This is a genomic window from Pseudomonas sp. WS 5011 (assembly GCF_012985775.1).
In the GTDB taxonomy this organism is placed as follows: domain Bacteria; phylum Pseudomonadota; class Gammaproteobacteria; order Pseudomonadales; family Pseudomonadaceae; genus Aquipseudomonas; species Aquipseudomonas peli.
In genome coordinates this window covers 35,637-58,524 of record NZ_JAAQXA010000010.1, presented here as the reverse complement: position 1 = coordinate 58,524, position 22,888 = coordinate 35,637, and the positions used below count along the sequence as shown (strand labels likewise).

The following is a 22,888-nucleotide window of genomic DNA, read 5'->3' as shown; positions in this document are numbered from 1 at the left end:
GCAGGAGTTGCACCGTGCGTAAGTTGACTCAACTGGTTTTGTTAAGCGTTGCCTTGCTGGCGACCCCGGCGTTTGCCGAGATGAAAGTTGCGGTACTGAACTATCAAATGGCCTTGCTGGAGTCTGATGCTGCCAAACGTTACGCCGTGGATGCCGAGAAGAAATTCGGCCCGCAGTTGAATAAGCTGAAAACCCTGGAAAGCGACGCCAAGCGCATTCAGGACCGTCTAGTTAAAGACGGCGAAAAAATGCAGACCGCTGAGCGTGAGCGCCTGGAGCTTGAATTCAAGCAAAAAGCTCGTGACTTCCAGTTCCAGTCCAAGGAACTGAATGAGTCCAAGGCCGTGGCTGATCGTGAAATGCTGAAAAAGCTCAAGCCGAACCTGGACAAGGCCGTGGAAGAAGTGATCAAGACTGGTAACTTCGACCTGGTGCTGGAGCGCGGTGCGGTGATTGATGTCAAACCTCAGTTCGACATCACCCGCCAGGTTATTGAGCGCATGAATCAGCTGCGCTGATCATGAGTGCAACAGTTTATACCCTTGGCCAGTTGGCTGATCGTCTGGGCGCCACATTACGTGGCGACACAGATAAGCTGATCAGCGGCTTGGCCACCTTGCAGGAAGCCGGCGCTGATCAGCTGAGCTTTCTCGCCAATGCGCAATACCGTAAGTTTCTCTCGGGCTGCCAGGCTGGCGCGGTGCTGTTGGCCGCCGCAGATGCTGAAGGCTATGCCGGCAATGCCTTGGTCGTTGCTAATCCTTACCTGGCGTATGCCGAGCTTTCCCATCTATTTGACCGTAAGCCCCAGGCTATGCCTGGCGTGCACCCCACTGCAGTGGTGGCTGCGGATGCTCACGTTGATGCGAGTGCCAGTATCGGCGCCTATGCGGTGATCGAAAGTGGCGCGCAAATCGCTGCCGGTGTAACCGTCGGCGCGCAGTGCGTTATCGGTGCGCGCTCGGTGATTGGCGAGGGTGGTTGGTTGGCTCCGCGAGTGACGCTGTATCACGACGTGAGCATTGGCAAACGGGTGGTTATTCAATCTGGCGCGGTGATCGGCGGTGAGGGCTTCGGCTTTGCCAACGAGAAGGGCGTTTGGCAGAAGATCGCGCAGATCGGTGGGGTGACCATCGGTGATGACGTCGAGATAGGCGCTAATACCACTGTCGACCGTGGCGCACTCTCAGATACGCTGATTGGTAATGGAGTGAAGCTGGATAACCAGATCATGATCGCGCACAACGTGCAGATCGGCGACAACACGGCCATGGCCGGTTGTGCGGGGATTTCCGGCAGTACCAAGATTGGCAAGAACTGCATGATCGCCGGTGGTGTGGGCATGGTTGGGCACATCGAGGTGTGCGACAACGTATTTGTCACCGGTATGACCATGGTCACCCGTTCGATCACTGAGCCAGGGTCCTATTCCTCGGGCACCGCCATGCAGCCAGCGTCTGAATGGCGCAAGAGCGCGGCACGGATTCGTCAGTTGGATGATATGGCGCGCCGCCTGCAACAGTTGGAAAAGCAGCTGGCGGCCGTGACCCCAACCGCCGACACTTCATCTGATGCCTGAGCCGGTGTTTGCCGGCTTCTCTTTTTTCTCTTACAGGCTTCTCTGCACATGATGGACATTAACCAGATTCGCGAATACTTGCCGCACCGCTACCCGTTCCTCTTGGTGGACCGGGTGGCTGAGCTGGATATTGAAGGCAAGCGAATTCGCGCCTACAAGAATGTCAGCATCAATGAGCCCTTCTTCAACGGGCATTTCCCTGAGCACCCGATTATGCCGGGCGTGTTGATCATCGAAGCCATGGCTCAGGCCGCCGGCATTCTCGGGTTCAAGATGATGGACCTGAAGCCTTCCGATGGCACCCTGTATTATTTTGTTGGCTCCGACAAGCTACGCTTTCGCCAGCCAGTGGTGCCGGGTGATCAACTGATCCTCGAAGCCCGTTACCTGAGCAGCAAGCGCAGCATCTGGAAGTTCGAGTGCAAAGCCAGCGTCGACGGCAAGGAAGTCTGCTCGGCAGAAATCATCTGTGCGGAACGCAAGCTATGAGTTTGATTGACCCTCGCGCCATCATCGATCCCAGCGCCAAGTTGGCTGACGACGTCGTCGTCGGCCCTTGGTCGATAGTCGGGGCCGATGTAGAAATTGGCGAGGGTACAGTGGTCGGCCCCCATGTGATTCTCAAGGGGCCGACGCGGATCGGTAAACACAACCGCATCTATCAGTTCTCCTCGGTGGGTGAAGACACCCCCGATCTCAAGTACCAGGGCGAGGCGACTCGGCTGGTCATTGGCGACCATAACGTGATCCGCGAGGGTGTCACCATCCACCGCGGCACCGTTCAGGATCGCAGCGAAACCACCCTGGGTGACCACAACCTGATCATGGCCTATGCCCACATCGGCCATGACAGCGTGATCGGCAACCATTGCATCCTGGTCAACAACACTGCGCTGGCCGGGCATGTGTGGGTCGATGACTGGGCGATTCTCTCTGGCTACACCCTGGTTCATCAGTTCTGCCGTATCGGTGCGCACAGCTTTTCCGGTATGGGCACGGCGATTGGCAAGGATGTACCGGCATTTGTCACCGTATTCGGGAACCCGGCCGAAGCGCGCAGCATGAACTTTGAAGGCATGCGTCGTCGTGGTTTCAGCGCTGAGGCGATCGCTGCCTTGCGTCGTGCCTACAAGATTGTCTATCGCCAGGGTCTTACGGTAGAGCAGGCGATGGCTGAGCTGGCCGAGTCGTCTGCAGAGTTCCCCGAAGTCGCGATCTTCCGCGATTCTATCCAGGCTTCAAGCCGCGGCATTACCCGATAATTTATGACTGACCTGATGCGTGTCGCGCTGGTCGCTGGCGAGGCGTCTGGCGATATTCTCGGTGCGGGCCTGATGCAGGCCCTCAAAGCCCAATACCCACAGATCGAATTTATCGGTGTCGGTGGCCCGCTGATGCAGGCCCAGGGGCTGAGTTCCTATTTTCCGATGGAACGTCTGTCGGTAATGGGCTTGGTTGAGGTGTTGGGGCGTCTGCCTGAGTTGCTGTCACGGCGTAAGCGGCTGATCAACACCCTGATCGAGGCCAAACCGGACGTCTTTATCGGTATCGATGCGCCGGATTTCAACCTGACCCTCGAGCTTAAGTTGCGCCAGGCCGGAATCAAAACGGTGCATTACGTCAGCCCGTCTGTGTGGGCCTGGCGGCAGAAGCGTGTGCTGAAGATTCGCGAGGCCTGCGACCTGATGCTGACTCTGTTCCCGTTCGAGGCGCAGTTCTATCAGGATCATCAGGTGCCGGTGCGTTTCGTCGGCCACCCGCTGGCCGATACCATTCCGCAGCAGGCGGATCGCGCTGCGGCCCGTGATGCGCTGAGCTTATCGCAGGATCAGCCAGTGGTGGCTCTGATGCCGGGTAGCCGTGGCGGCGAAGTGTCGCGCCTTGGCAGCCTGTTTCTCGATGCCGCAGTGCGGTTGCGCACCTTGCGCCCCGGTATCCAGTTCGTCCTGCCCTGTTCCAGCCCGGAGCGCCGTGCGCAGATTGAGCAAATGCTGGTGGGCCGTGATCTGCCGTTGACCTTGCTCAATGGCCGTTCCCATGAGGCGCTGGCGGCCTGTGATGCGGTGTTGATCGCCTCCGGTACGGCGACCCTTGAGGCCTTGTTGTACAAGCGTCCGATGGTGGTTGCTTACAAGGTTGCACCACTGACCTATCGCATCCTCAAGCGCCTAGTCACCAGTGCCTATATCTCCCTGCCGAATCTGCTGGCCGAGCGTTTGCTGGTACCCGAGATGATTCAGGACGCTGCGACGCCTGAAGCATTGGCCCAGTTGCTGGCTCCGCTGCTGGATGGCGGCGAGGTGCAGACCGAAGGCTTTGATGTGATTCACCGCGCGCTGCGTCGTGACGCTTCGGTGCAGGCTGCCCAGGCTGTGCTGCAACTGACAGGGCGCGGCTGATGCAACTCGGGCTGGATTTCACTTTGGTGCAGGGGTTGGTGGCCGGTGTCGATGAAGTCGGCCGTGGCCCGCTTTGCGGCGCGGTGGTGACGGCGGCGGTGATTCTCGATCCGGCGCGGCCGATTCTCGGCCTGAACGATTCGAAAAAGCTGACCGAGGCGCGTCGGGAGAAACTTTTCGACGAGATTCGTGAAAAAGCTCTGGCCTGGTGCATCGCCCGCGCTGAGGTCGAAGAAATCGATCAGCTGAATATCCTGCAGGCCACCATGCTGGCCATGCAGCGCGCGGTCGAGGGCTTGAGCGTCACGCCCAAGCTGGCACTGATCGATGGTAATCGCTGCCCGAAACTGCGGGTGCCCAGTGCAGCTGTGGTCAAGGGTGATAGCCAGGTGCCAGCGATTGCCGCGGCATCGATCCTGGCCAAGGTCAGTCGTGATCGCGAGATGCAGGCGCTTGATCTGCAATACCCCGGTTACGGCATCGCCGGGCACAAAGGCTATCCGACTCCGGTGCACCTGGAAGCGCTACGGCGCCTAGGGCCAACCCCGATTCACCGGCGCTCCTTTGGCCCGGTACGTGCGTTGTTGGACGACTGACGCAACGCTTCTGAGATTCCCTCGTTATCCTGTGCCCGGTAGCGCTTGTCGCGTGCTGCTGCGGTTGTACAATCCCTGCCTTGTCGTTTTTGCGTTTTGTATAGGATTGCCATGACCGTTTCGTTCGTCCACCTGCGTTTGCACACCGAGTTTTCCCTTGTCGATGGGCTGGTACGGGTCAAACCACTGATCAAGTCGGTGGCGGCAGCGGGAATGCCGGCGGTAGCGGTTACCGATATGAGCAATATGTGCTCGTTGGTGAAGTTCTATAAGGCCGCCATGGGCGGTGGCATCAAGCCTATTTGCGGTGCCGACATCTGGCTGGCCAGTGCCGATGAAGATGGCCCGCTGAGCCGCATGACCTTGCTGGCGATGGATGCCAAGGGCTATCGCAACCTCACTGAACTGGTCTCGCGCGGCTGGAGCGAGGGGCAGAGTAACGACCTGGTCATCATCCAGCGTGACTGGGTCAAGGACGCGGCCGAAGGCCTTATTGCGCTCTCTGGTGCAAAAGAAGGCGAAGTCGGTCATGCCTTGCTCGATGGAGAGCCGGCGGCGGCCGAAGCCTTACTGCGCGAGTGGATGGAGGTGTTCCCCGAGCGTTTCTATCTGGAGGTGCAGCGCACCAATCGGGTTAACGACGAAGAACATCTTCACGCCGCCGTCGCCCTGGCCGATAAGGTCGGCGCGCCACTAGTAGCGACCAACGATGTGCGCTTTATCAAGCAGGACGATTTCGCTGCCCACGAAACCCGCGTGTGCATTGGCGAAGGCCGCAGCCTGGATGACCCGCGCCGTCTGCGCACTTATTCCGATCAGCAGTATCTAAAAAGTCCGGAGGAAATGGCCGAGCTGTTCAGTGACTTGCCGGAAGCGCTGGAAAACACCATCGAGATCGCCAAGCGCTGCAATATCGAAGTGCAGCTGGGCAAGTACTTCCTGCCAGATTTCCCGGTGCCGGCCGGGCTGACCATGGATGAATACTTTCGCCAGGTGTCGTTCGAAGGCTTGGAGGAACGCCTGGCGGTGCTCTGGCCAAAGGAAACCACGCCCAATTACGAAGAGAAGCGTCAGGTCTATATCGACCGGCTGAATTTCGAGCTGGATATCATCATCCAGATGGGCTTCCCCGGTTACTTCCTGATCGTAATGGACTTTATCAAGTGGGCGAAGAACAACGGCGTCCCGGTCGGTCCAGGCCGTGGGTCGGGTGCCGGTTCGCTGGTGGCCTACGTGCAGAAGATCACTGACCTCGATCCGCTGGCCTATGACCTGCTGTTCGAACGTTTCCTCAACCCGGAGCGGGTGTCCATGCCCGACTTCGACGTCGACTTCTGCATGGACGGCCGCGACCGGGTAATCGATTACGTGGCCGAGAAATACGGCCGTAACGCGGTGAGCCAGATCATCACCTTCGGCACCATGGCGGCCAAGGCGGTGGTGCGAGACGTGGCGCGGGCGCAGGGCAAGTCCTACGGCTTGGCCGACCGCCTGTCGAAGATGATTCCTTTCGAAGTCGGCATGACCCTGGAAAAAGCCTACGAGATGGAAGAGCCGCTGCGCGACTTCCTCAAGGTCGACGAAGACGCCCGGGAAATCTGGGAGATGTCGCTCAAGCTCGAAGGCATCTGTCGCGGTACCGGCAAGCACGCCGGTGGCGTGGTTATCGCGCCAACCAAACTTACCGACTTCTCGCCGATTGCCTGCGATGACGAAGGCGGCGGTCTGGTAACCCAGTTCGATAAAGACGACGTGGAATCCGCTGGCCTGGTGAAGTTCGACTTCCTCGGTCTGCGTACCCTGACCATCATCAAGTGGGCGATGGAGACCATCAACCGCGAGCAGGCCAAGAAGGGCTTGCCGGATCTGAACATCGACTTTATCCCGCTGGACGACAAACCGACGTTCAGCATGCTGCAGAAGGCCGAGACCACTGCAGTGTTCCAGCTTGAATCACGCGGCATGAAGGAGCTGATCAAGAAGCTCAAGCCGGACTGCCTGGAAGACATGATCGCTCTGGTGGCCCTGTTCCGTCCGGGGCCGCTGCAGTCGGGCATGGTGGACGACTTTATCAACCGTAAACACGGTCGCGAGCCGATTTCCTACCCGCATCAGGACTACCAGTACGCGGGTCTGGAGCCGGTGCTGAAACCGACCTACGGCATCATCCTGTACCAGGAACAGGTGATGCAGATCGCCCAGGTCATGGCTGGCTACACCCTCGGCGGTGCGGACATGCTGCGCCGCGCCATGGGTAAGAAAAAACCCGAAGAGATGGCCAAGCAGCGCGGTGGCTTTATCGAAGGCTGCGCCAGCAACGGGATCGATGCGAACCTGGCGGGTAACATCTTCGATCTGGTGGAGAAGTTCGCTGGTTACGGCTTCAACAAATCCCACTCCGCTGCCTATGGCTTGCTTTCGTATCAGACGGCCTGGCTTAAGGCGCACCACTCTGCGGCCTTTATGGCAGCAGTGTTGTCGGCAGATATGCACAACACCGACAAGGTGGTCACCCTGATCGAGGAGTGCCGCAGCATGAAGCTGCGCCTCGACGCGCCGGATGTGAACATCTCCGAGTTCAAGTTCACGGTTAACAACGAAGGCTGGATCGTTTACGGCCTGGGCGCGATCAAGGGTGTGGGCGAGGGGCCGGTGGAGGCCATCGTTGAGGCGCGTCAGGACGGACCGTTTAAGGATCTGTTCGACTTCTGTTCGCGGGTCGACCTCAAACGCATCAACAAACGCACCCTCGAAGCGCTGATTCGCAGCGGTGCACTGGATCGCCTGGGGCCGCACTTCCATGAAGAGCTGAAAGCCTACAAGGCCAATATCGATCGCAATCGCGCGGTATTGCTGGGTGCGATGGAGGAAGCCGTGCAGGCCGCCGAACAGACCGCGCGCAGCGCCGAGAGCGGGCATATGGACCTGTTCGGTGGGGTGTTTGCCGATGCCGAGGCGGATGTTTACCTCAATCATCTGCGCGCCCGCGAGCTGACGCTGAAAGAGCGCCTCAAAGGTGAGAAAGACACCCTGGGCCTGTACCTGACTGGTCACCCGATTGATGAGTACGAAGGCGAAGTGCGGCGGTTTGCCCGCCAGCGCATCGTCGACCTGAAAGCCGCACGCGGCGATCAGACGATTGCCGGTCTGGTGGTCAACCTGCGGGTTATGAAGAACAAGAAGGGCGACAAGATGGGCTTTATCACCCTCGATGACCGTTCCGGGCGTATCGAGGCCTCTCTGTTTGCCGAAGCGTTTAACAGTGCTCAAGCCTTGTTACAGACCGACGCCCTGGTGGTGGTCGAAGGCGAGGTGAGTAATGACGACTTCTCCGGTGGTCTGCGCCTGCGTGCCAAACGGGTGATGAGTCTGGAAGAAGCGCGCACCGGTCTGGCCGATAGCTTGCGTCTGAAGGTCGCCAGCAGCGCCTTGCAGGGCGATCGTCTGCGTTGGCTGGCCGACTTGTGCGGCCGTCATCGCGGTGCGTGCCCGATCACTGTCGACTACAGCGGCAGTGACGCCAAGGCGCAATTGCAGTTTGGCGAAGGCTGGCGCATTGAGCCGGCTGACAGTCTGATTCAGGCATTGCGTGACCAGTTCGGCCGCGACAACGTCTTTTTGCACTACCGCTGATTTGCGAGGCTCAGGCTTCGCCGGTCGGTCGTGATACCCAGTGGGTTCTGTATTGAAGGCTTTCGTACAGAACCGGGTGTCGACCTGAATGCGCCTGCTGCTATAAGGTAGGGCGCGATAACGGATACAGCTCCCGGCCACTTGGCCGTCGACGCAAGACGGATGACTATGAACCCGAATTTTCTCGATTTCGAACAGCCGATCGCCGACCTGCAAGCCAAGATCGAAGAGCTTCGCCTGGTTGGTAACGACAACTCGTTGAACATCAACGATGAAATCGCCCGCCTGCAGGACAAGAGCAGCTCGCTGACCGAAAGCATTTTCGGCAACCTGAGCAGCTGGCAAATCGCCCAGCTGGCGCGCCACCCACGCCGTCCTTACACCCTGGATTACCTGCAGCACATCTTTACCGAGTTCGATGAGCTGCATGGCGACCGCCATTTCTCCGACGACGCGGCCCTGGTGGGCGGCGTTGCCCGTCTGGATGGTGAGCCGGTGATGGTCATTGGTCACCAGAAAGGCCGTGAGATTCGCGAAAAGGTGCGCCGCAACTTCGGCATGCCGCGCCCTGAAGGCTATCGCAAGGCGTGCCGCCTGATGGAAATGGCTGAGCGCTTCAAGATGCCGATCCTGACCTTTATCGACACCCCAGGTGCCTACCCAGGCATCGACGCGGAAGAGCGTAACCAGAGCGAAGCCATCGCCTGGAACCTGCGCGTTATGGCACGCCTGAAAACCCCGATCATCGCCACCGTAATCGGTGAGGGTGGTTCTGGTGGTGCCTTGGCGATTGGTGTGTGCGATCAGCTGAACATGCTGCAGTACTCCACCTACTCGGTGATCTCGCCGGAAGGTTGCGCCTCGATTCTGTGGAAAACCGCAGAAAAAGCCCCTGATGCCGCCGAGGCCATGGGCATTACGGCCGAGCGCCTGAAAGGCCTGGGCATTGTTGACCAGGTAATCGGTGAACCACTCGGTGGCGCCCACAGCGATCCGGCTGCTGCGGCCGAATCTGTGCGTCAGGCTTTACTGACGCAGCTGGCAATGCTCAAGACCTTCGATACCGACGCGCTGCTCAAGCGTCGTTATGAGCGTCTGATGAGCTACGGAATTGCTTGATTGCTCGGCAGCTGCGCATACAACGGGCCTTCGGGCCCGTTGTTGTTTTAAGCTTGGCCGATGACTCCTGTGCATATTCGTTTGCGTGATGACCTCCAGCCTTGGCGTAGTGCCTCGGGCTGGTGTGTAGCCTTGTCCGGCGGGCTGGATTCCACTGTGCTGTTGCACCTGCTGGCCAGCCTCGCGCAACGCGAGGCATTGCCGCCTCTTTCCGCCATTCATATTCATCACGGCCTGCAGGCTGCGGCTGAAGCCTGGCCGGCCCATTGCCGTGAGCTGTGCGCGGCTTTGTCCGTATCGCTACAGGTTGAATATGTTCAGGTCCTGCCTGGGGCGAGTCTGGAGCGTGCGGCACGCGAGGCTCGTTACGCTGCTTTTGCGGCGCGCCTGGGGGCTGGTGAGGTACTGCTTACTGCTCAGCATCGCGATGACCAGGCTGAGACTCTGTTATTTCGCCTGTTGCGCGGTGCCGGCGTGCAGGGTCTGTCGGCGATGCCGGTGAGTCGCGCGCTGGGCTTAGGGCAGCTGGTTCGGCCGCTACTCAACTGCTCGCGCGATGAACTGCTGGCATATGCCCGTGAGCACAAGTTGACCTGGATCGAAGATCCATCAAATACCGATGAGCGCTTCTCGCGTAATTACCTGCGCCGTCAGGTGATGCCTGCGCTGCTTAGTCGCTGGCCGCAGGCCTCGGCCAATATGGCCCGTAGCGCTGCGCACTTGAGTGAGGCTGCGCAGTTGCTCGATGAATTGGCGCAGCAGGATATAGCCGCCGCGCAGGTGTCAACCGAGTTTGCCTGGCTGCCGTTACCAAATCTGGCACTGCCTGCGCTGCGCAGTCTGAGTGAGCCGCGCCAGCGCAATGCCCTGCGCAATTGGCTGCGTCCGCTGACGGCGATGCCCGATAGTGAGCACTGGGCCGGCTGGCAGGCGCTGCGCGATGCCGCGTCGGATGCAGCGCCAATCTGGAAGCTGGCGGCAGGGGAGTTGCGTCGCAATGATGAGCGGCTGTGGTGGTTGGCGGGTGATTGGCTGTGCTCTCCAGTACCGGTCAATGTGGTGGTGCAAGGTAATCAGCAGGTGACATTACCCGCTAACGGCAGTGTGCGAATTGACGGTCAGTTACCTGCGGGTAACTGGCAGTTGGGTTACCGGCAGGGCGGCGATCAGCTTCTTTTACCGGGGCGTGGGCATCGCGATCTGAAGCGCTTGTTCAATGAGCTGCGCGTACCGGCTTTTGTGCGTGATCGCCTGCCGCTGCTGCGTCTGGATAATCGAGTTATGGCGATCGCCAACCTGCCAGGTCTGCAGTGCGCCGTCGATGGTGGTTGGCAATTGCATTGGCAGCCACCGACGAATGATCAAGGTTTGAGCTGATAAGCCCTTTCCGGTAGACTACGCTCCCGTCTTACTACAGCTTTTGTTGACTCCCTTTGGGAATCGGCAGGGCTAGCTAATTGCGGTGTATTGCAATTGGCCGCTTCGGTATTCCTTCGCTTTCCCCGGCGGCATTGACCGCTTAAACGCAGACTTCTAGGGTTTTTCATGACGCGCTACATATTCGTCACGGGTGGTGTTGTTTCTTCATTGGGGAAAGGCATCGCCTCGGCTTCATTGGCGGCTATCCTGGAGGCGCGGGGCCTGAAGGTCACCATGCTCAAGCTGGATCCCTATATCAACGTCGATCCGGGCACCATGAGCCCATTCCAGCACGGTGAGGTGTTCGTCACCCACGACGGCGCTGAGACCGACCTTGACCTGGGCCACTATGAGCGGTTTATCCGCACCACCATGACCCAGAACAACAACTTCACCACCGGTCGCGTCTATGAAGACGTGCTGCGCCGCGAGCGCCGTGGTGATTACCTGGGCGCGACCATTCAGGTCATCCCGCACATCACCGACGAGATCAAGCGCCGCATCATCAAGGGCGCCGGCGATGCCGACGTGGCCATGGTAGAGATCGGCGGTACGGTCGGCGACATCGAGTCGCAGCCGTTCCTTGAGGCGATTCGCCAGCTGCGTGTGGAAGTAGGTGCCAAGCGCGCCATGCTGATGCACCTGACTCTGGTGCCGTATATCGCAACCGCTGGCGAAACCAAGACCAAGCCGACTCAGCATTCGGTGAAAGAGCTGCGCTCTATCGGCCTGCAGCCGGACGTGCTGATCTGCCGCTCCGATCATCCGATCGATATCTCCTCGCGTCGCAAGATTGCGCTGTTCACCAACGTTGAAGAGCGTGCGGTGATCTCCCTGGAAGACGTCGACACCATCTACAAAATTCCTGGCGTGCTGCATGCCCAGGGCTTGGATGATTTCGTCGTCGAGCGCTTTGGCCTGGAATGCAACGGTGCCGACCTGTCCGAGTGGGACCGCGTGGTCGATGCCAAGCTGAATCCGGAGCACGAAGTCACCATCGCCATGGTCGGCAAGTACATGGAGCTGTTGGATGCTTATAAATCGCTGATCGAAGCGATGAGCCATGCCGGTATCCAGAACCGCACCAAGGTTAACCTGCGCTACATCGACTCTGAAGACATCGAGAACAAAGGTACTGCGCTGCTTGAAGGCGTGGATGCCATTCTGGTGCCAGGTGGCTTCGGTCTGCGCGGGGTGGAAGGCAAGATCAAGACCGTGCAGTACGCCCGCGAGAACAAGATTCCCTACCTGGGTATCTGCCTCGGCATGCAGGTCGCGGTGATCGAGTTCGCCCGCAACGTTCTGGGCTGGACTGATGCCAACTCCACCGAATTCGACACCGTCAGCACGCATCCAGTGGTCGGCCTGATCACCGAATGGCAGGATGCCACCGGCGTGACCGAACAGCGTACAGACGCCTCCGACCTGGGCGGCACCATGCGCCTGGGCGCACAGGACTGCCAGCTGCTGTCTGGCTCGCAAGTGCACGCTTGCTACGGCAAAGATGTAATCGTCGAGCGTCACCGTCATCGCTATGAAGTGAACAACAACCTGTTGCCGCAGCTGATCGAAGCCGGCCTCAAGGTCACCGGTCGCTCGGGCGACGGCGCACTGGTTGAAGTGGTGGAAGCACCGGATCATCCATGGTTCGTCGCCTGCCAGTTCCACCCGGAGTTCACTTCGACTCCGCGCGATGGCCACCCGCTGTTCAGTGGCTTTGTCACTGCCGCGCTGACGCAAAAAGCCAAGAAGGCCTAGGGATATGGCGCAGAAAATCATCAAGGTTGGCGACATTGAAATCGCCAACCACAAGCCGTTTGTTCTGTTCGGCGGGATCAACGTCATCGAATCCCGCGATCTGGCCATGCGCGCCTGTGAAGAGTACGTGCGGGTTACCGAAAAGCTCGGCATTCCCTACGTGTTCAAGGCCAGCTTCGACAAGGCCAACCGCTCGTCCGTAACCTCATTCCGTGGCCCAGGCCTGGAAGAGGGCATGAAGGTCTTCGAGGAAATCAAAAAGACCTTCGGCGTGCCGGTGATCACCGACGTGCATGAGCCGCATCAGGCGCAACCTGTGGCCGATGTCTGCGACATTATCCAGTTGCCGGCATTTCTTTCGCGGCAGACCGATCTGGTCGTGGCCATGGCCAAGACCGGCGCGGTGATCAATATCAAGAAAGCCCAGTTCCTCGCCCCCCAGGAGATGAAGCACATCCTGGCCAAGTGTGAAGAGGCCGGTAATGACCAGCTGATTCTCTGCGAACGTGGTTCCAGCTTCGGTTACAACAACCTGGTGGTGGACATGCTCGGCTTCGGCATCATGAAGCAGATGAACTACCCGGTGTTCTTCGATGTGACCCACGCCCTGCAAATGCCGGGTGGCCGCGCCGATTCCGCTGGTGGTCGTCGTGCTCAGGTCACTGATCTGGCCAAGGCAGGTATGAGTCAAGGCCTGGCCGGTCTGTTCCTGGAAGCGCATCCGGACCCGGACAACGCCAAATGCGACGGCCCTTGCGCCCTGCGTCTGGACAAGTTGGAGCCGTTCCTCACCCAGCTCAAGCAGCTGGATGATTTGATCAAGAGTTTTGCGCCGATTGAGACTGCCTGAAACGGCAAATCTCCGGTAAAGTGCCATTTGTATACAATCTGACTGATTAATCAGTACATATTGCGCGCTGGAGTAATCACCGGCGCGCAGTGAGTGTGCAACTCGGTACTACCCTTTTCGTCAATTTTTTGGAGTGCTACACGCAATGGCAAAGATCGTCGACATCAAAGGCCGTGAGGTTCTCGATTCCCGTGGTAACCCTACTGTGGAAGCCGATGTAATTCTCGAAGGCGGCATCATGGGCAGCGCCTGCGCGCCGTCCGGTGCCTCCACCGGTTCGCGTGAAGCGCTGGAATTGCGTGATGGCGACAAGAGCCGTTACCTGGGCAAGGGCGTGCTGAAGGCCGTGGCCAACATCAATGGCCCGATCCGCGACTTGCTGCTGGGTAAAGATGCAACTGACCAGAAAGCCCTCGACCTAGCGATGATTGCCCTCGACGGTACCGAGAACAAAGCCACCCTGGGCGCCAACGCCATCCTTGCCGTATCCCTGGCCGCTGCCAAGGCTGCCGCTCAGGCCAAGGGCGTGCCGCTGTACGCACACATCGCCGACCTGAATGGCACTCCGGGCGTCTACTCGATGCCGGTGCCGATGATGAATATCATCAATGGCGGCGAGCATGCCGATAACAACGTCGATATCCAGGAATTCATGGTTCAGCCGGTTGGCGCGAAAACCTTCGCCGACGCACTGCGCATGGGCACCGAAATTTTCCACCACCTCAAAGCCGTGCTGAAGGCCCGTGGTCTGAGCACTTCGGTTGGTGACGAAGGCGGTTTTGCGCCGAACCTGGCGTCCAACGAAGACGCACTGGCTGCCATCGCCGAAGCCGTTGCCAATGCCGGTTATACATTGGGCGACGATGTCACCCTGGCCTTGGATTGCGCCTCCAGCGAGTTCTTCAAAGACGGCAAGTACGACCTGGCTGGCGAAGGCAAGGTGTTTGACGCTGCTGGTTTTGCCGACTACCTGGCTGGTCTGTCCGAGCGTTACCCGATCATCTCCATTGAAGACGGCATGGACGAGTCCGACTGGGCTGGCTGGAAAGTCCTCACCGACAAGATCGGCAGCAAAGTACAGCTGGTGGGCGACGACCTGTTTGTAACCAACACCAAGATCCTCAAGCGCGGTATCAACGAGTCGATCGGTAATTCGATCCTGATCAAGTTCAACCAGATCGGTACCCTGACCGAGACGCTGGAAGCCATCCAGATGGCCAAGGCAGCCGGTTACACCGCCGTGATCTCGCACCGTTCGGGTGAAACCGAAGACAGCACCATCGCTGACCTGGCGGTCGGTACTGCTGCTGGCCAGATCAAGACCGGCTCACTGTGCCGCTCGGACCGCGTGTCCAAGTACAACCAACTGCTGCGTATCGAAGAGCAGCTGGCTGGCAAAGCACCTTACAAAGGCCGCGCCGAGTTCCGTGGTTGAACCCAGGCATGGTAAAAGAGGGGCGGCGCGAGTCGCCCCTTTTTCGTTCGGAAGCTTTTTACGCTATGCGCAATAACTTTTACTGGGTATTTATCGTGCTGATTGCCGTGTTGGCAGGTCTACAGTATCGCCTGTGGGTCGGTGATGGCAGCCTGGCGCAGGTGGCCCAGTTGCAGCAGCAGATCGCCGATCAACAGGGCGAAAACCAGCAGTTGCAAGAGCGCAACCGGATTCTCGAAGCCGAGGTTCTTGAGTTGAAAAGCGGGATGGAAACTGTCGAAGAGCGTGCGCGGCATGAGCTGGGTATGCTTAAAGAGGGCGAAACCCTCTATCAGTTGGCTGAATGAATACCTCTGATTTACCCCCTTTCTGGGCGTTGATCCCTGCTGCTGGCATTGGCAGCCGGATGCGCGCCGACCGGCCCAAGCAATACCTGCAACTGGCCGGCAAAAGCATTATCGAACACACCCTGGCGTGCTTTCTCGATCATCCGCAGTTGCGCGCGGTAGTGGTTAGCCTGGCGGTGGACGATCCTTATTGGCCAACCTTAGGCTGCGCCAATGATCCGCGTATCCGGCGCGCCGATGGCGGTGTCGAGCGTGCCGACTCGGTACTCAGCGGCCTGCTGCGCCTCAGTGAGCTGGGTGCTCAAGAGCTGGATTGGGTGCTGGTACATGACGCCGCGCGGCCAAACCTAGCACGCAGTGATCTGGATCTGCTGCTCAGTGAGCTGACTGATGACCCGGTGGGTGGCCTGTTGGCCGTACCGGCGCGCGATACGCTCAAGCGCGCCGGCGCGGATGGCCGGGTGCAGGCTACGGTGGATCGTTCGACCATCTGGCAGGCCTTTACCCCGCAGATGTTCCGTCTTGGCGAATTGCAGCGTGCGCTGGCCGATGCGCTGATTGCTGGAGTGGCCATTACCGACGAGGCCTCGGCCATCGAATGGGCTGGACAGGCACCGCGCCTGATCGAAGGCCGTTCGGACAACCTCAAGGTCACTCGTCCTGAAGATCTGCGCAGCTTGGCCAGCCTTTGGCACCTGAAGAGCTAGCGATACTCGCTGCGTTGCGCCAACCCCTGTTTAAGAAACTCCACCAGTTGACGCACCTTGGGTGACAGGTGGCGTTGCTGTGGATATAGCGCCCACACCGCAGTGTCCGGTGGTTGCTGGTTATCCAGCAACGAGACCAGCGCGCCGCTGCGCAAATGTTCCAGCACGTAATAGTCTGGCAGTTGGCACAGACCCAGGCCGCGCAGCGCCGCTTCCAGCACCGCCTGGCCACTGTTGCAGCGCCAGTTGCCCTGTACCCGCAGGCTGGAATCGCGGCCATTGGCCTGAAAACTCCAGAGGTCCGAACTGCCGATCAGGCAGTTGTGCCGCGCCAATTCTGACAGCGAATGCGGGCGCCCATAGCGCTGCAGGTACTCGGGTGCGGCGCACAGGTACATCTGCCTTGGTGCCAGGCGGGTGGCCACCAGGCGCGAGTCCTGCAGGCGGCCCAGGCGGATGGCCAGGTCGAGGCCGTCATGCAGCAGGTCGAGGGTGCGGTTGCTCAGTTCGATATCCACCCGCAATTGCGAATGCTGCAGCATAAAGTCGGTGACCAAGGGCACTATAAAGCGTTCTCCGTAGGCCACCGCGCAGGTCATACGCAGCAGGCCTTTGGGCTCGCTGCCTAGGTCGCCCACGGCGCGCAGGGCTTCCTCGCGGGCATCCTGCAGGCGTTGGCAATGTTGCAAGAACGTCTGCCCAGCCTCGGTCAGTGCCACGCGGCGGGTGCTGCGGTAGAACAGGCGGGTTTGCAGGCGTTCTTCCAGGCGGGCGATTTGTCGGCTGACCTGGGATGACGACAGGCTCAGGCGTTCGGCGGCGGCGGTGAACTGGCCGCACTCGGCTACGGCGACAAATTCATCGAGGCCTTCCCAGCGATTCATGGTGCATGTCCTTGGTGCGGTTTGATTGTCCCTATATAGCAAGAATGTTTTGTTTTTTGGCGGATTATCTATCTGCATCACTGATCTACACTCTGCGCCACCGTTGAATCCGCTGGAGAGCGATCATGATCAAGTCCCGTGCTGCCGTAGCCTTTGCCCCCAATCAGCCGCTGCAAATCGTCGAAGTTGACGTGGCGCCGCCTAAGGCCGGTGAAGTGCTGGTGCGTATTGTCGCCACCGGCGTGTGCCACACCGATGCCTACACCTTGTCCGGTGAGGATTCCGAAGGGGTGTTCCCGGCGATTCTCGGGCATGAAGGCGGCGGCATCGTTGAGGCGATCGGTGAGGGCGTGACCTCGGTCAAGGTCGGCGACCACGTGATTCCGCTGTACACCGCCGAATGCCGAGCCTGCAAATTCTGCAAGTCCGGCAAGACCAACCTGTGCAGCTCGGTGCGCGCCACCCAAGGCAAAGGCCTGATGCCCGATGGCACAAGCCGCTTCAGCTACAACGGCGAGCCGATCTACCACTATATGGGCTGCTCGACCTTCTCCGAATACACCGTGCTGCCGGAAGTCTCCCTGGCGGTGATCCCCAAGGAAGCGCCGCTGGAGAAGGTCTGCCTGCTCGGTTGCGGGGTCACCACCGGCATCGGCGCCGTGCTCAACACCGCCAAGGTGGAAGAGGGTGCCACCGTGGCGATCTTCGGTCTCGGTGGTATCGGTCTCGCGGCAATCATCGGCGCGAAGATGGCCAAGGCCTCGCGCATCATCGCCATCGATATCAACCCGGCCAAGTTCGAGGTGGCGCGTGAGTTGGGTGCGACCGATTTCGTTAACCCCAAGGATTTCACCAAACCGATTCAGGACGTCATCGTTGAGATGACCGACGGCGGTGTGGATTACTCCTTCGAGTGCGTAGGCAATGTGCAGCTGATGCGCGCCGCGCTGGAGTGCGCGCACAAGGGCTGGGGAGAGTCGGTGATTATCGGCGTGGCCGGTGCCGGTCAGGAAATCAGCACCCGGCCGTTCCAGTTGGTGACTGGGCGCGTCTGGCGCGGTTCGGCGTTCGGTGGCGTTAAAGGCCGTACCGAGCTGCCGAGCTATGTGGAAAAGGCGCAGAAGGGCGAAATCCCGCTGGATACCTTTATCACCCACAACATGCCGCTGGAAGACATCAACAAGGCCTTCGACCTGATGCATGAAGGCAAGAGCATCCGCACCGTTATCCACTTCTGATTGCGCTGGGCGGCTTTCACTGCCGCCCACTGGATGCCTTATGACCTTGGAAAATATTTCCTGCCAGAAGAGTGCCGGCGGCTGGCACAAGCGCTATCGGCATCGTTCAGCGGTGCTAGGTTGCGACATGGTCTTTGCCGTGTACCTGCCGCCGCAGGCCGAGCAGGGCGGCAAGCTGCCTGTGCTGTATTGGCTGAGCGGGCTTACCTGCACCGATGAGAATTTTATGCAGAAGGCCGGCGCGCACAAGCTGGCGGCCGAGTTGGGGATGATCATCGTTGCGCCGGATACCAGCCCGCGCGGCGCCGATGTGCCGGATGATCCGGATAAGGCTTGGGACTTCGGCCTGGGCGCGGGCTTCTACCTGAACGCCACTCAGGAACCTTGGGCGCGGCATTACCGCATGTACGACTATGTGGTGCAGGAGCTACCGGCGCTGATCGAGGCGAACTTCCCGGTATCCGACAAGCGCGGTATCAGTGGTCACTCCATGGGCGGGCATGGCGCGTTGGTCTGTGCGCTGCGCAACCCGGGGCGCTATCAGTCGCTGTCGGCCTTTGCGCCGATCAGCAACCCGAGCAACTGTCCCTGGGGTGAGAAGGCGTTCTCGCGCTATCTCGGCGATGAACGTTCGCGCTGGCGCGAATGGGATGCCTGCGCCTTGCTCGCTGAAGCAACGGAAAAGCTGCCGATTCTGGTGGATCAGGGCGATCGTGATGATTTCCTGGAAAACCAGCTTAAGCCGGATGCACTCAAGGCAGCGGCGCAGGCCGCTGGCCATCCGCTGACCCTGCGTCTGCAGCCGGGCTACGACCACAGCTACTACTTTATCGCCAGCTTTATCGATGACCATCTGCGTCATCACGCCAAGGCGCTATTGAGCTGAACCGGCGCTGGCGGACGACGTTCGGTGCGCCAGCTAGCGGGCTCCTATAGGCAGCTTTCAGTTAGAATCACGCCCTGACTTTTTCAGGGCGTTGTTTCTTATGCGTATTGGCCACGGCTACGATGTGCACCGCTTTACCGAGGGCTCCTTTATTACCTTGGGCGGCGTGCAGATTCCCCATAAGTTCGGCCTACTGGCCCACTCCGATGGCGATGTGCTGCTGCATGCCCTGAGCGATGCCTTGCTCGGCGCTGCCGCGCTGGGCGATATCGGCAAACACTTCCCCGATACCGATCCGACCTTCAAGGGCGCCGACAGTCGTACGCTACTGCGCCACGTGCTCGGCCTGGTTCATGCCAAGGGCTGGCAGGTCGGTAATGTCGACGCCACCATCGTCGCCCAGGCGCCGAAGATGGCGCCGTATATCGAGACCATGCGCGCGCGGATTGCCGAAGATCTGCAGGTGAGCCTGGATCAGGTCAACGTCAAGGCCACCACCACCGAGAAACTCGGCTTTACCGGCCGTGAAGAAGGCATTGCCGTGCATGCCGTTGCACTGTTGGTTGCCCGATGAACGAACTCGAACTGCTCGGCCCGCGCGCCTATGGCGAACCCTGCGGTACGGCGGTACTCAAGGCTGTGGCGGAAGACTTTCAGGTCGATGAAGTGCTGGATATCCCCCTGGCCGGCGAGGGCGAACACCTCTGGCTGTGGGTGGAAAAGCGCGAGCTGAATACCGAGGAGGCGGCCAAGCGCATCGTCCGCGCCGCCGGCGTGCCGCTGAAGTTGATCAGCTATGCCGGGCTCAAGGATCGTCAGGCCCTGACCCGTCAGTGGTTCAGCCTGCATCTGCCGGGCAAGCTTGATCCCGACCTGAGCGCCGCCGAAGATGCCAGTCTGAGCATCCTCAAGCAGGTGCGGCATACCCGCAAACTGCAACGCGGTGCCCATGCGGCCAACGGCTTTACCCTACGTCTGACTCAGTTGGTTGCCGATCACAAGGCGCTGGACAAGCGGCTGACGCAAATCGCCGCTCAGGGCATTCCCAACTATTACGGCTTGCAGCGTTTTGGCTTCGAGGGCGGTAATGTCGCCCATGCCCGGCATTTTGCGGCGAACAAGAGCCTGCCGGAGAAGCGCAATGTGCGTTCGCGGGTGCTTTCGGCGGCGCGTAGCTATCTGTTCAATCAGGTGCTGGCCGGTCGGGTAGCAGCGGGCACTTGGAATCAGGCACTGCTCGGTGATCTGCTGGCCTTTACCGACAGCCGCAGCTTCTTTGCTGCCGGCGAGGCGGAGTGCAGTGATCCGCGCCTGGCGATTCTCGATCTGCATCCGACGGGCCCGTTGTGGGGTGCAGGCGTCTCTAGCGCCGGCGGTGTGGCGCAGGCGCTGGAGCAAGATCTGGCCGCACGCGAAAGCGTTCTGGTCGACTGGTTGGCAGAAGCGGACATGACGCACGAACGGCGTATCCTGCGCCTCCCCATTGGCGGCCTGTCGTGGCATTATCCCGAGCCTGACATTCTGCAACTGGAATTCGTCCTGCCGGCTGGATGCTTCGCCACCGTCTTGGTGCGTGAGCTCGTCGATCTGTTGCCTGCAGGGCAGACGGACAACCCATGCGTATTCTGATTTCCAATGATGACGGCGTTGCTGCGCCAGGCCTTGCTGCGCTGCATGCGGCGCTGGCCGACTATGCCGAGTGCACGGTGATTGCCCCTGATCAGGACAAGAGCGGCGCGAGCAGCTCGCTGACTCTCGACCGCCCGCTGCACCCGACCACCTTGCCCAATGGCTATATCAGCCTGAACGGTACGCCGACCGATTGCGTACACCTCGGCCTCAACGGCTTGTTGCCGCATGTGGCGGACCTGGTGGTGTCGGGTATCAATCTGGGCGCCAATCTCGGCGATGACGTGCTGTATTCCGGTACCGTCGCCGCTGCACTGGAAGGGCGTTTTCTGGCCCGTCCGGCGTTTGCTTTCTCCTTGCTTTCACGCATGCCGGACAACCTGCCGACCGCGGCCTATTTCGCCCGCAAGCTGGTCGAAGCCCACGAGCAGCTCGACCTGCCGCCACGCACCGTACTCAACGTGAATATCCCCAATCTGCCGCTGGAGCATATCCGCGGCATTCAGCTGACCCGCCTAGGCCATCGTGCTCGTGCGGCAGCACCGGTGAAGGTGGTCAATCCGCGCGGTAAGGAAGGCTATTGGATCTCGGTGGCCGGTGATGCCGAAGATGGCGGCCCCGGCACGGATTTCCATGCGGTGATGCAAGGGTATGTCTCGGTCACCCCGCTGCAGCTGGACCGTACTTTTGCTGATGGCTTCAACAGCCTGCAGCCCTGGTTGGAGGGGCTGCTGTGATCCGCCGGGAACAGGACGAGCTGCACCACCGCGGCATCGGCATGACCTCGCAGCGCACCCGCGAGCGGCTGATTCAGCGGCTGTACGAGGAAGGGCTGTCCAACGCCCATGTGCTGGAAACCATTCGCCGCACGCCGCGTCATCTGTTTGTCGATGAGGCCCTGGCCCATCGCGCCTACGAAGACACCGCCCTGCCAATCGGCAATAACCAGACCATCTCGCAGCCCTATATGGTCGCGCGCATGAGCGAGCTGCTGCTGGCGGCCGGTCCGCTGGACAAGGTGCTGGAGATCGGCACCGGCTCGGGCTATCAGACCGCGATTCTGGCGCAGCTGGTAGAGCGGGTGTTTAGCGTCGAGCGCATTCAGAGCCTGCAGGAAAAAGCCAAGGAGCGTCTGGCTCAGCTCAATCTGCGCAATGTGGTATTTCGCTGGGGCGACGGCTGGGAAGGTTGGAACGCACTGGGCCCGTACAACGGCATCATCGTCACCGCAGCGGCGGCCAATGTGCCGCAGGCATTGCTCGATCAGCTGGCTCCGGGCGGACGTCTGGTGATTCCCGTCGGTGCAGGCGATGTGCAGGAATTGTTGCTAATTGTCCGTGAAGAAGACGGCTTCTCCCGGCATGTGCTGGATGCGGTGCGCTTTGTGCCCCTGCTCAATGGGCCCCTGGCCTGATTCATTGTTTACGGATGAACTCATGAAGAAGTATTTCCTGCTCTACGCCAAAGGCATTGCTATGGGGGCTGCCGACGTAGTGCCCGGCGTATCCGGCGGCACTGTGGCGTTTATTACCGGTATCTATGACGAGCTGCTGCGCTCGATTGCCAGCGTGCCGGTAGCGCTAGGGCTATTTCTGCGCGGGCGTATCGTCGAGGCCTGGAAGGCTGCCAATGCGACATTTTTGCTGGTGCTGCTGCTGGGCATCATGACCAGTGTCCTGAGCCTCGCGCGCTTGATCACCTACCTGCTGGATCAGCAGCCGATCCCGGTCTGGTCGTTCTTCTTCGGTTTGATTCTGGTTTCCACGCACCTAGTGGTACGTGAAGTCCAGCGTTGGAACTGGACGCGGGTTGTCAGTCTGGTACTAGGAGCGGCATTCGCCTACTGGATTACAGTAGCTTCGCCGCTGCAGTGGGGGCATGACCCGCTGAGCCTGTTCTTCGCGGGCGCTATTGCCATCTGCGCGATGATTCTGCCCGGGATTTCCGGCAGCTTTATTCTGGTGCTGCTTGGCTTGTACAGCTTTGTGCTGACGGCGGTGAAAGGCCTGGATATTACCGTGCTGCTGATTTTTGCCAGCGGTTGCCTGGTGGGAATTGTCAGCTTTGCCGGGATTCTGCGTTGGCTGCTGGCGCGCTGGCGTGACCTGACGCTGGCGTTTCTCACGGGGCTGATGATCGGCTCGCTGAACAAGATCTGGCCCTGGAAGGAAACCTTGACCTGGCGTACCGATAGCCATGGTGAACAGGTGCCGTTGCTACAAGCCAATCTCTGGCCTGCGCAGTTTGCCGAGATCAGCGGCCAGGACCCGCAGTTGCTCTTGGCGATTGCCCTGGCGGTTGCTGGCATCCTACTGGTGCTGGGCCTGGAGTGGTTGGCTGGGCGCAGTCCGCAAAGCGCTGGTGATAACCCATAATTGCGGCACAATGCATGCCAGCAAGATGTAAGCA

The 22,888-nt window shown here is 59.9% G+C and carries 22 protein-coding genes; 21 read left to right on the top strand and 1 reads right to left on the bottom strand.

Features of this window, described 5'->3' with window-relative positions:
* Positions 1-14: 14 nt before the first annotated feature.
* The 14 genes from HBN63_RS12560 (at position 15) to ispD (ending at position 15,842) form a co-directional block, all read left to right on the top strand.
* The gene (locus HBN63_RS12560; RefSeq protein ID WP_090248384.1) at positions 15-518 is read left to right on the top strand and encodes an OmpH family outer membrane protein; all 504 of its coding nucleotides are present in this window, start codon (positions 15-17) and stop codon (positions 516-518) included.
* Positions 518-1,579 (top strand): UDP-3-O-(3-hydroxymyristoyl)glucosamine N-acyltransferase, encoded by a 1,062-nt coding sequence (lpxD, locus tag HBN63_RS12555; RefSeq protein ID WP_170049709.1) that lies wholly within the window; start codon positions 518-520, stop codon positions 1,577-1,579. Before HBN63_RS12560 ends, lpxD begins: the two co-directional genes overlap by 1 nt.
* Before the next feature lie 48 nt (positions 1,580-1,627).
* The gene (gene fabZ / locus HBN63_RS12550; RefSeq protein WP_160015687.1) at positions 1,628-2,068 is read left to right on the top strand and encodes a 3-hydroxyacyl-ACP dehydratase FabZ; all 441 of its coding nucleotides are present in this window, start codon (positions 1,628-1,630) and stop codon (positions 2,066-2,068) included.
* Positions 2,065-2,841 carry an acyl-ACP--UDP-N-acetylglucosamine O-acyltransferase gene (gene lpxA, locus HBN63_RS12545; protein ID WP_170049643.1) on the top strand — a complete coding sequence of 259 codons (777 nt, stop codon included), beginning with the start codon at positions 2,065-2,067 and terminating at the stop codon, positions 2,839-2,841. Before fabZ ends, lpxA begins: the two co-directional genes overlap by 4 nt.
* A 3-nt stretch (positions 2,842-2,844) precedes the next feature.
* Positions 2,845-3,978: a lipid-A-disaccharide synthase gene (lpxB, locus tag HBN63_RS12540; RefSeq protein ID WP_170049642.1), complete on the top strand. Its 1,134-nt coding sequence runs from the start codon at positions 2,845-2,847 to the stop codon at positions 3,976-3,978.
* Positions 3,978-4,574, top strand: coding sequence for a ribonuclease HII (rnhB, locus tag HBN63_RS12535; protein WP_170049641.1), 597 nt, complete (start codon positions 3,978-3,980; stop codon positions 4,572-4,574). The genes lpxB and rnhB overlap by 1 nt, the downstream gene beginning before the upstream one ends.
* Before the next feature lie 111 nt (positions 4,575-4,685).
* Complete coding sequence (gene dnaE, locus HBN63_RS12530) at positions 4,686-8,207, top strand: DNA polymerase III subunit alpha (RefSeq protein ID WP_170049640.1); 3,522 nt, start codon at positions 4,686-4,688, stop codon at positions 8,205-8,207.
* 168 nt (positions 8,208-8,375) lie between these two features.
* The gene (locus tag HBN63_RS12525; RefSeq protein WP_090248373.1) at positions 8,376-9,326 is read left to right on the top strand and encodes an acetyl-CoA carboxylase carboxyltransferase subunit alpha; all 951 of its coding nucleotides are present in this window, start codon (positions 8,376-8,378) and stop codon (positions 9,324-9,326) included.
* A gap of 60 nt (positions 9,327-9,386) precedes the next feature.
* Positions 9,387-10,703, top strand: coding sequence for a tRNA lysidine(34) synthetase TilS (tilS, locus tag HBN63_RS12520; protein WP_170049639.1), 1,317 nt, complete (start codon positions 9,387-9,389; stop codon positions 10,701-10,703).
* 168 nt (positions 10,704-10,871) lie between these two features.
* Positions 10,872-12,503 (top strand): CTP synthase, encoded by a 1,632-nt coding sequence (locus tag HBN63_RS12515; RefSeq protein WP_160085125.1) that lies wholly within the window; start codon positions 10,872-10,874, stop codon positions 12,501-12,503.
* Between the two features lie 4 nt (positions 12,504-12,507).
* Entirely contained in the window at positions 12,508-13,353 is an 846-nt protein-coding gene (gene kdsA, locus HBN63_RS12510) for a 3-deoxy-8-phosphooctulonate synthase (protein WP_170049638.1), read from the top strand.
* A gap of 145 nt (positions 13,354-13,498) precedes the next feature.
* Complete coding sequence (gene eno / locus HBN63_RS12505) at positions 13,499-14,788, top strand: phosphopyruvate hydratase (protein WP_170049637.1); 1,290 nt, start codon at positions 13,499-13,501, stop codon at positions 14,786-14,788.
* A gap of 65 nt (positions 14,789-14,853) precedes the next feature.
* Positions 14,854-15,135: a cell division protein FtsB gene (ftsB, locus tag HBN63_RS12500; protein ID WP_090248365.1), complete on the top strand. Its 282-nt coding sequence runs from the start codon at positions 14,854-14,856 to the stop codon at positions 15,133-15,135.
* Entirely contained in the window at positions 15,132-15,842 is a 711-nt protein-coding gene (gene ispD / locus HBN63_RS12495; RefSeq protein WP_170049636.1) for a 2-C-methyl-D-erythritol 4-phosphate cytidylyltransferase, read from the top strand. The genes ftsB and ispD overlap by 4 nt, the downstream gene beginning before the upstream one ends.
* Here ispD and HBN63_RS12490 read toward each other — a convergent pair.
* Positions 15,839-16,726, bottom strand: a complete 888-nt coding sequence (locus HBN63_RS12490; RefSeq protein WP_090248362.1) for a LysR family transcriptional regulator — start codon at positions 16,724-16,726, stop codon at positions 15,839-15,841. The two genes, ispD and HBN63_RS12490, sit on opposite strands and share 4 nt — an antisense overlap.
* 125 nt (positions 16,727-16,851) lie before the next feature.
* Here HBN63_RS12490 and HBN63_RS12485 point away from each other — a divergent pair, with 125 nt between their 5' ends.
* The 7 genes from HBN63_RS12485 to HBN63_RS12455 all read left to right on the top strand — a co-directional run bounded on the left by HBN63_RS12485 (position 16,852) and on the right by HBN63_RS12455 (position 22,854).
* Entirely contained in the window at positions 16,852-17,964 is a 1,113-nt protein-coding gene (locus tag HBN63_RS12485) for an S-(hydroxymethyl)glutathione dehydrogenase/class III alcohol dehydrogenase (RefSeq protein ID WP_170049635.1), read from the top strand.
* A gap of 40 nt (positions 17,965-18,004) precedes the next feature.
* Positions 18,005-18,850, top strand: a complete 846-nt coding sequence (gene fghA, locus HBN63_RS12480; protein ID WP_170049634.1) for an S-formylglutathione hydrolase — start codon at positions 18,005-18,007, stop codon at positions 18,848-18,850.
* A 100-nt stretch (positions 18,851-18,950) separates the two neighbouring features.
* The gene (ispF, locus tag HBN63_RS12475) at positions 18,951-19,424 is read left to right on the top strand and encodes a 2-C-methyl-D-erythritol 2,4-cyclodiphosphate synthase (protein ID WP_170049633.1); all 474 of its coding nucleotides are present in this window, start codon (positions 18,951-18,953) and stop codon (positions 19,422-19,424) included.
* Entirely contained in the window at positions 19,421-20,479 is a 1,059-nt protein-coding gene (truD, locus tag HBN63_RS12470; RefSeq protein WP_170049632.1) for a tRNA pseudouridine(13) synthase TruD, read from the top strand. The genes ispF and truD overlap by 4 nt, the downstream gene beginning before the upstream one ends.
* Positions 20,467-21,216: a 5'/3'-nucleotidase SurE gene (surE, locus tag HBN63_RS12465; RefSeq protein ID WP_170049631.1), complete on the top strand. Its 750-nt coding sequence runs from the start codon at positions 20,467-20,469 to the stop codon at positions 21,214-21,216. Before truD ends, surE begins: the two co-directional genes overlap by 13 nt.
* 41 nt (positions 21,217-21,257) lie before the next feature.
* A complete protein-coding gene (locus HBN63_RS12460; protein WP_167144219.1) occupies positions 21,258-21,893 on the top strand; it encodes a protein-L-isoaspartate(D-aspartate) O-methyltransferase in 636 nt (211 codons plus the stop codon).
* 22 nt (positions 21,894-21,915) lie between these two features.
* On the top strand, positions 21,916-22,854 hold the full coding sequence (locus HBN63_RS12455) for a DUF368 domain-containing protein (protein WP_170049630.1): 939 nt from the start codon (positions 21,916-21,918) through the stop codon (positions 22,852-22,854).
* Positions 22,855-22,888: the final 34 nt, after the last annotated feature.

Excerpts from the sequence above, each read along its gene's own strand:
- fabZ (WP_160015687.1), top strand. The coding sequence starts at position 1,628 with ATGATGGACATTAACCAGATTCGCGAATACTTGCCGCACCGCTACCCG.
- lpxA (WP_170049643.1), top strand. The coding sequence starts at position 2,065 with ATGAGTTTGATTGACCCTCGCGCCATCATCGATCCCAGCGCCAAGTTG.
- lpxB (WP_170049642.1), top strand. The coding sequence starts at position 2,845 with ATGACTGACCTGATGCGTGTCGCGCTGGTCGCTGGCGAGGCGTCTGGC.
- rnhB (WP_170049641.1), top strand. The coding sequence starts at position 3,978 with ATGCAACTCGGGCTGGATTTCACTTTGGTGCAGGGGTTGGTGGCCGGT.
- dnaE (WP_170049640.1), top strand. The coding sequence starts at position 4,686 with ATGACCGTTTCGTTCGTCCACCTGCGTTTGCACACCGAGTTTTCCCTT.
- HBN63_RS12525 (WP_090248373.1), top strand. The coding sequence starts at position 8,376 with ATGAACCCGAATTTTCTCGATTTCGAACAGCCGATCGCCGACCTGCAA.
- tilS (WP_170049639.1), top strand. The coding sequence starts at position 9,387 with ATGACTCCTGTGCATATTCGTTTGCGTGATGACCTCCAGCCTTGGCGT.
- HBN63_RS12515 (WP_160085125.1), top strand. The coding sequence starts at position 10,872 with ATGACGCGCTACATATTCGTCACGGGTGGTGTTGTTTCTTCATTGGGG.
- kdsA (WP_170049638.1), top strand. The coding sequence starts at position 12,508 with ATGGCGCAGAAAATCATCAAGGTTGGCGACATTGAAATCGCCAACCAC.
- eno (WP_170049637.1), top strand. The coding sequence starts at position 13,499 with ATGGCAAAGATCGTCGACATCAAAGGCCGTGAGGTTCTCGATTCCCGT.
- ftsB (WP_090248365.1), top strand. The coding sequence starts at position 14,854 with ATGCGCAATAACTTTTACTGGGTATTTATCGTGCTGATTGCCGTGTTG.
- ispD (WP_170049636.1), top strand. The coding sequence starts at position 15,132 with ATGAATACCTCTGATTTACCCCCTTTCTGGGCGTTGATCCCTGCTGCT.
- HBN63_RS12490 (WP_090248362.1), bottom strand. The coding sequence starts at position 16,726 with ATGAATCGCTGGGAAGGCCTCGATGAATTTGTCGCCGTAGCCGAGTGC.
- HBN63_RS12485 (WP_170049635.1), top strand. The coding sequence starts at position 16,852 with ATGATCAAGTCCCGTGCTGCCGTAGCCTTTGCCCCCAATCAGCCGCTG.
- fghA (WP_170049634.1), top strand. The coding sequence starts at position 18,005 with ATGACCTTGGAAAATATTTCCTGCCAGAAGAGTGCCGGCGGCTGGCAC.
- ispF (WP_170049633.1), top strand. The coding sequence starts at position 18,951 with ATGCGTATTGGCCACGGCTACGATGTGCACCGCTTTACCGAGGGCTCC.
- truD (WP_170049632.1), top strand. The coding sequence starts at position 19,421 with ATGAACGAACTCGAACTGCTCGGCCCGCGCGCCTATGGCGAACCCTGC.
- surE (WP_170049631.1), top strand. The coding sequence starts at position 20,467 with ATGCGTATTCTGATTTCCAATGATGACGGCGTTGCTGCGCCAGGCCTT.
- HBN63_RS12460 (WP_167144219.1), top strand. The coding sequence starts at position 21,258 with ATGACCTCGCAGCGCACCCGCGAGCGGCTGATTCAGCGGCTGTACGAG.
- HBN63_RS12455 (WP_170049630.1), top strand. The coding sequence starts at position 21,916 with ATGAAGAAGTATTTCCTGCTCTACGCCAAAGGCATTGCTATGGGGGCT.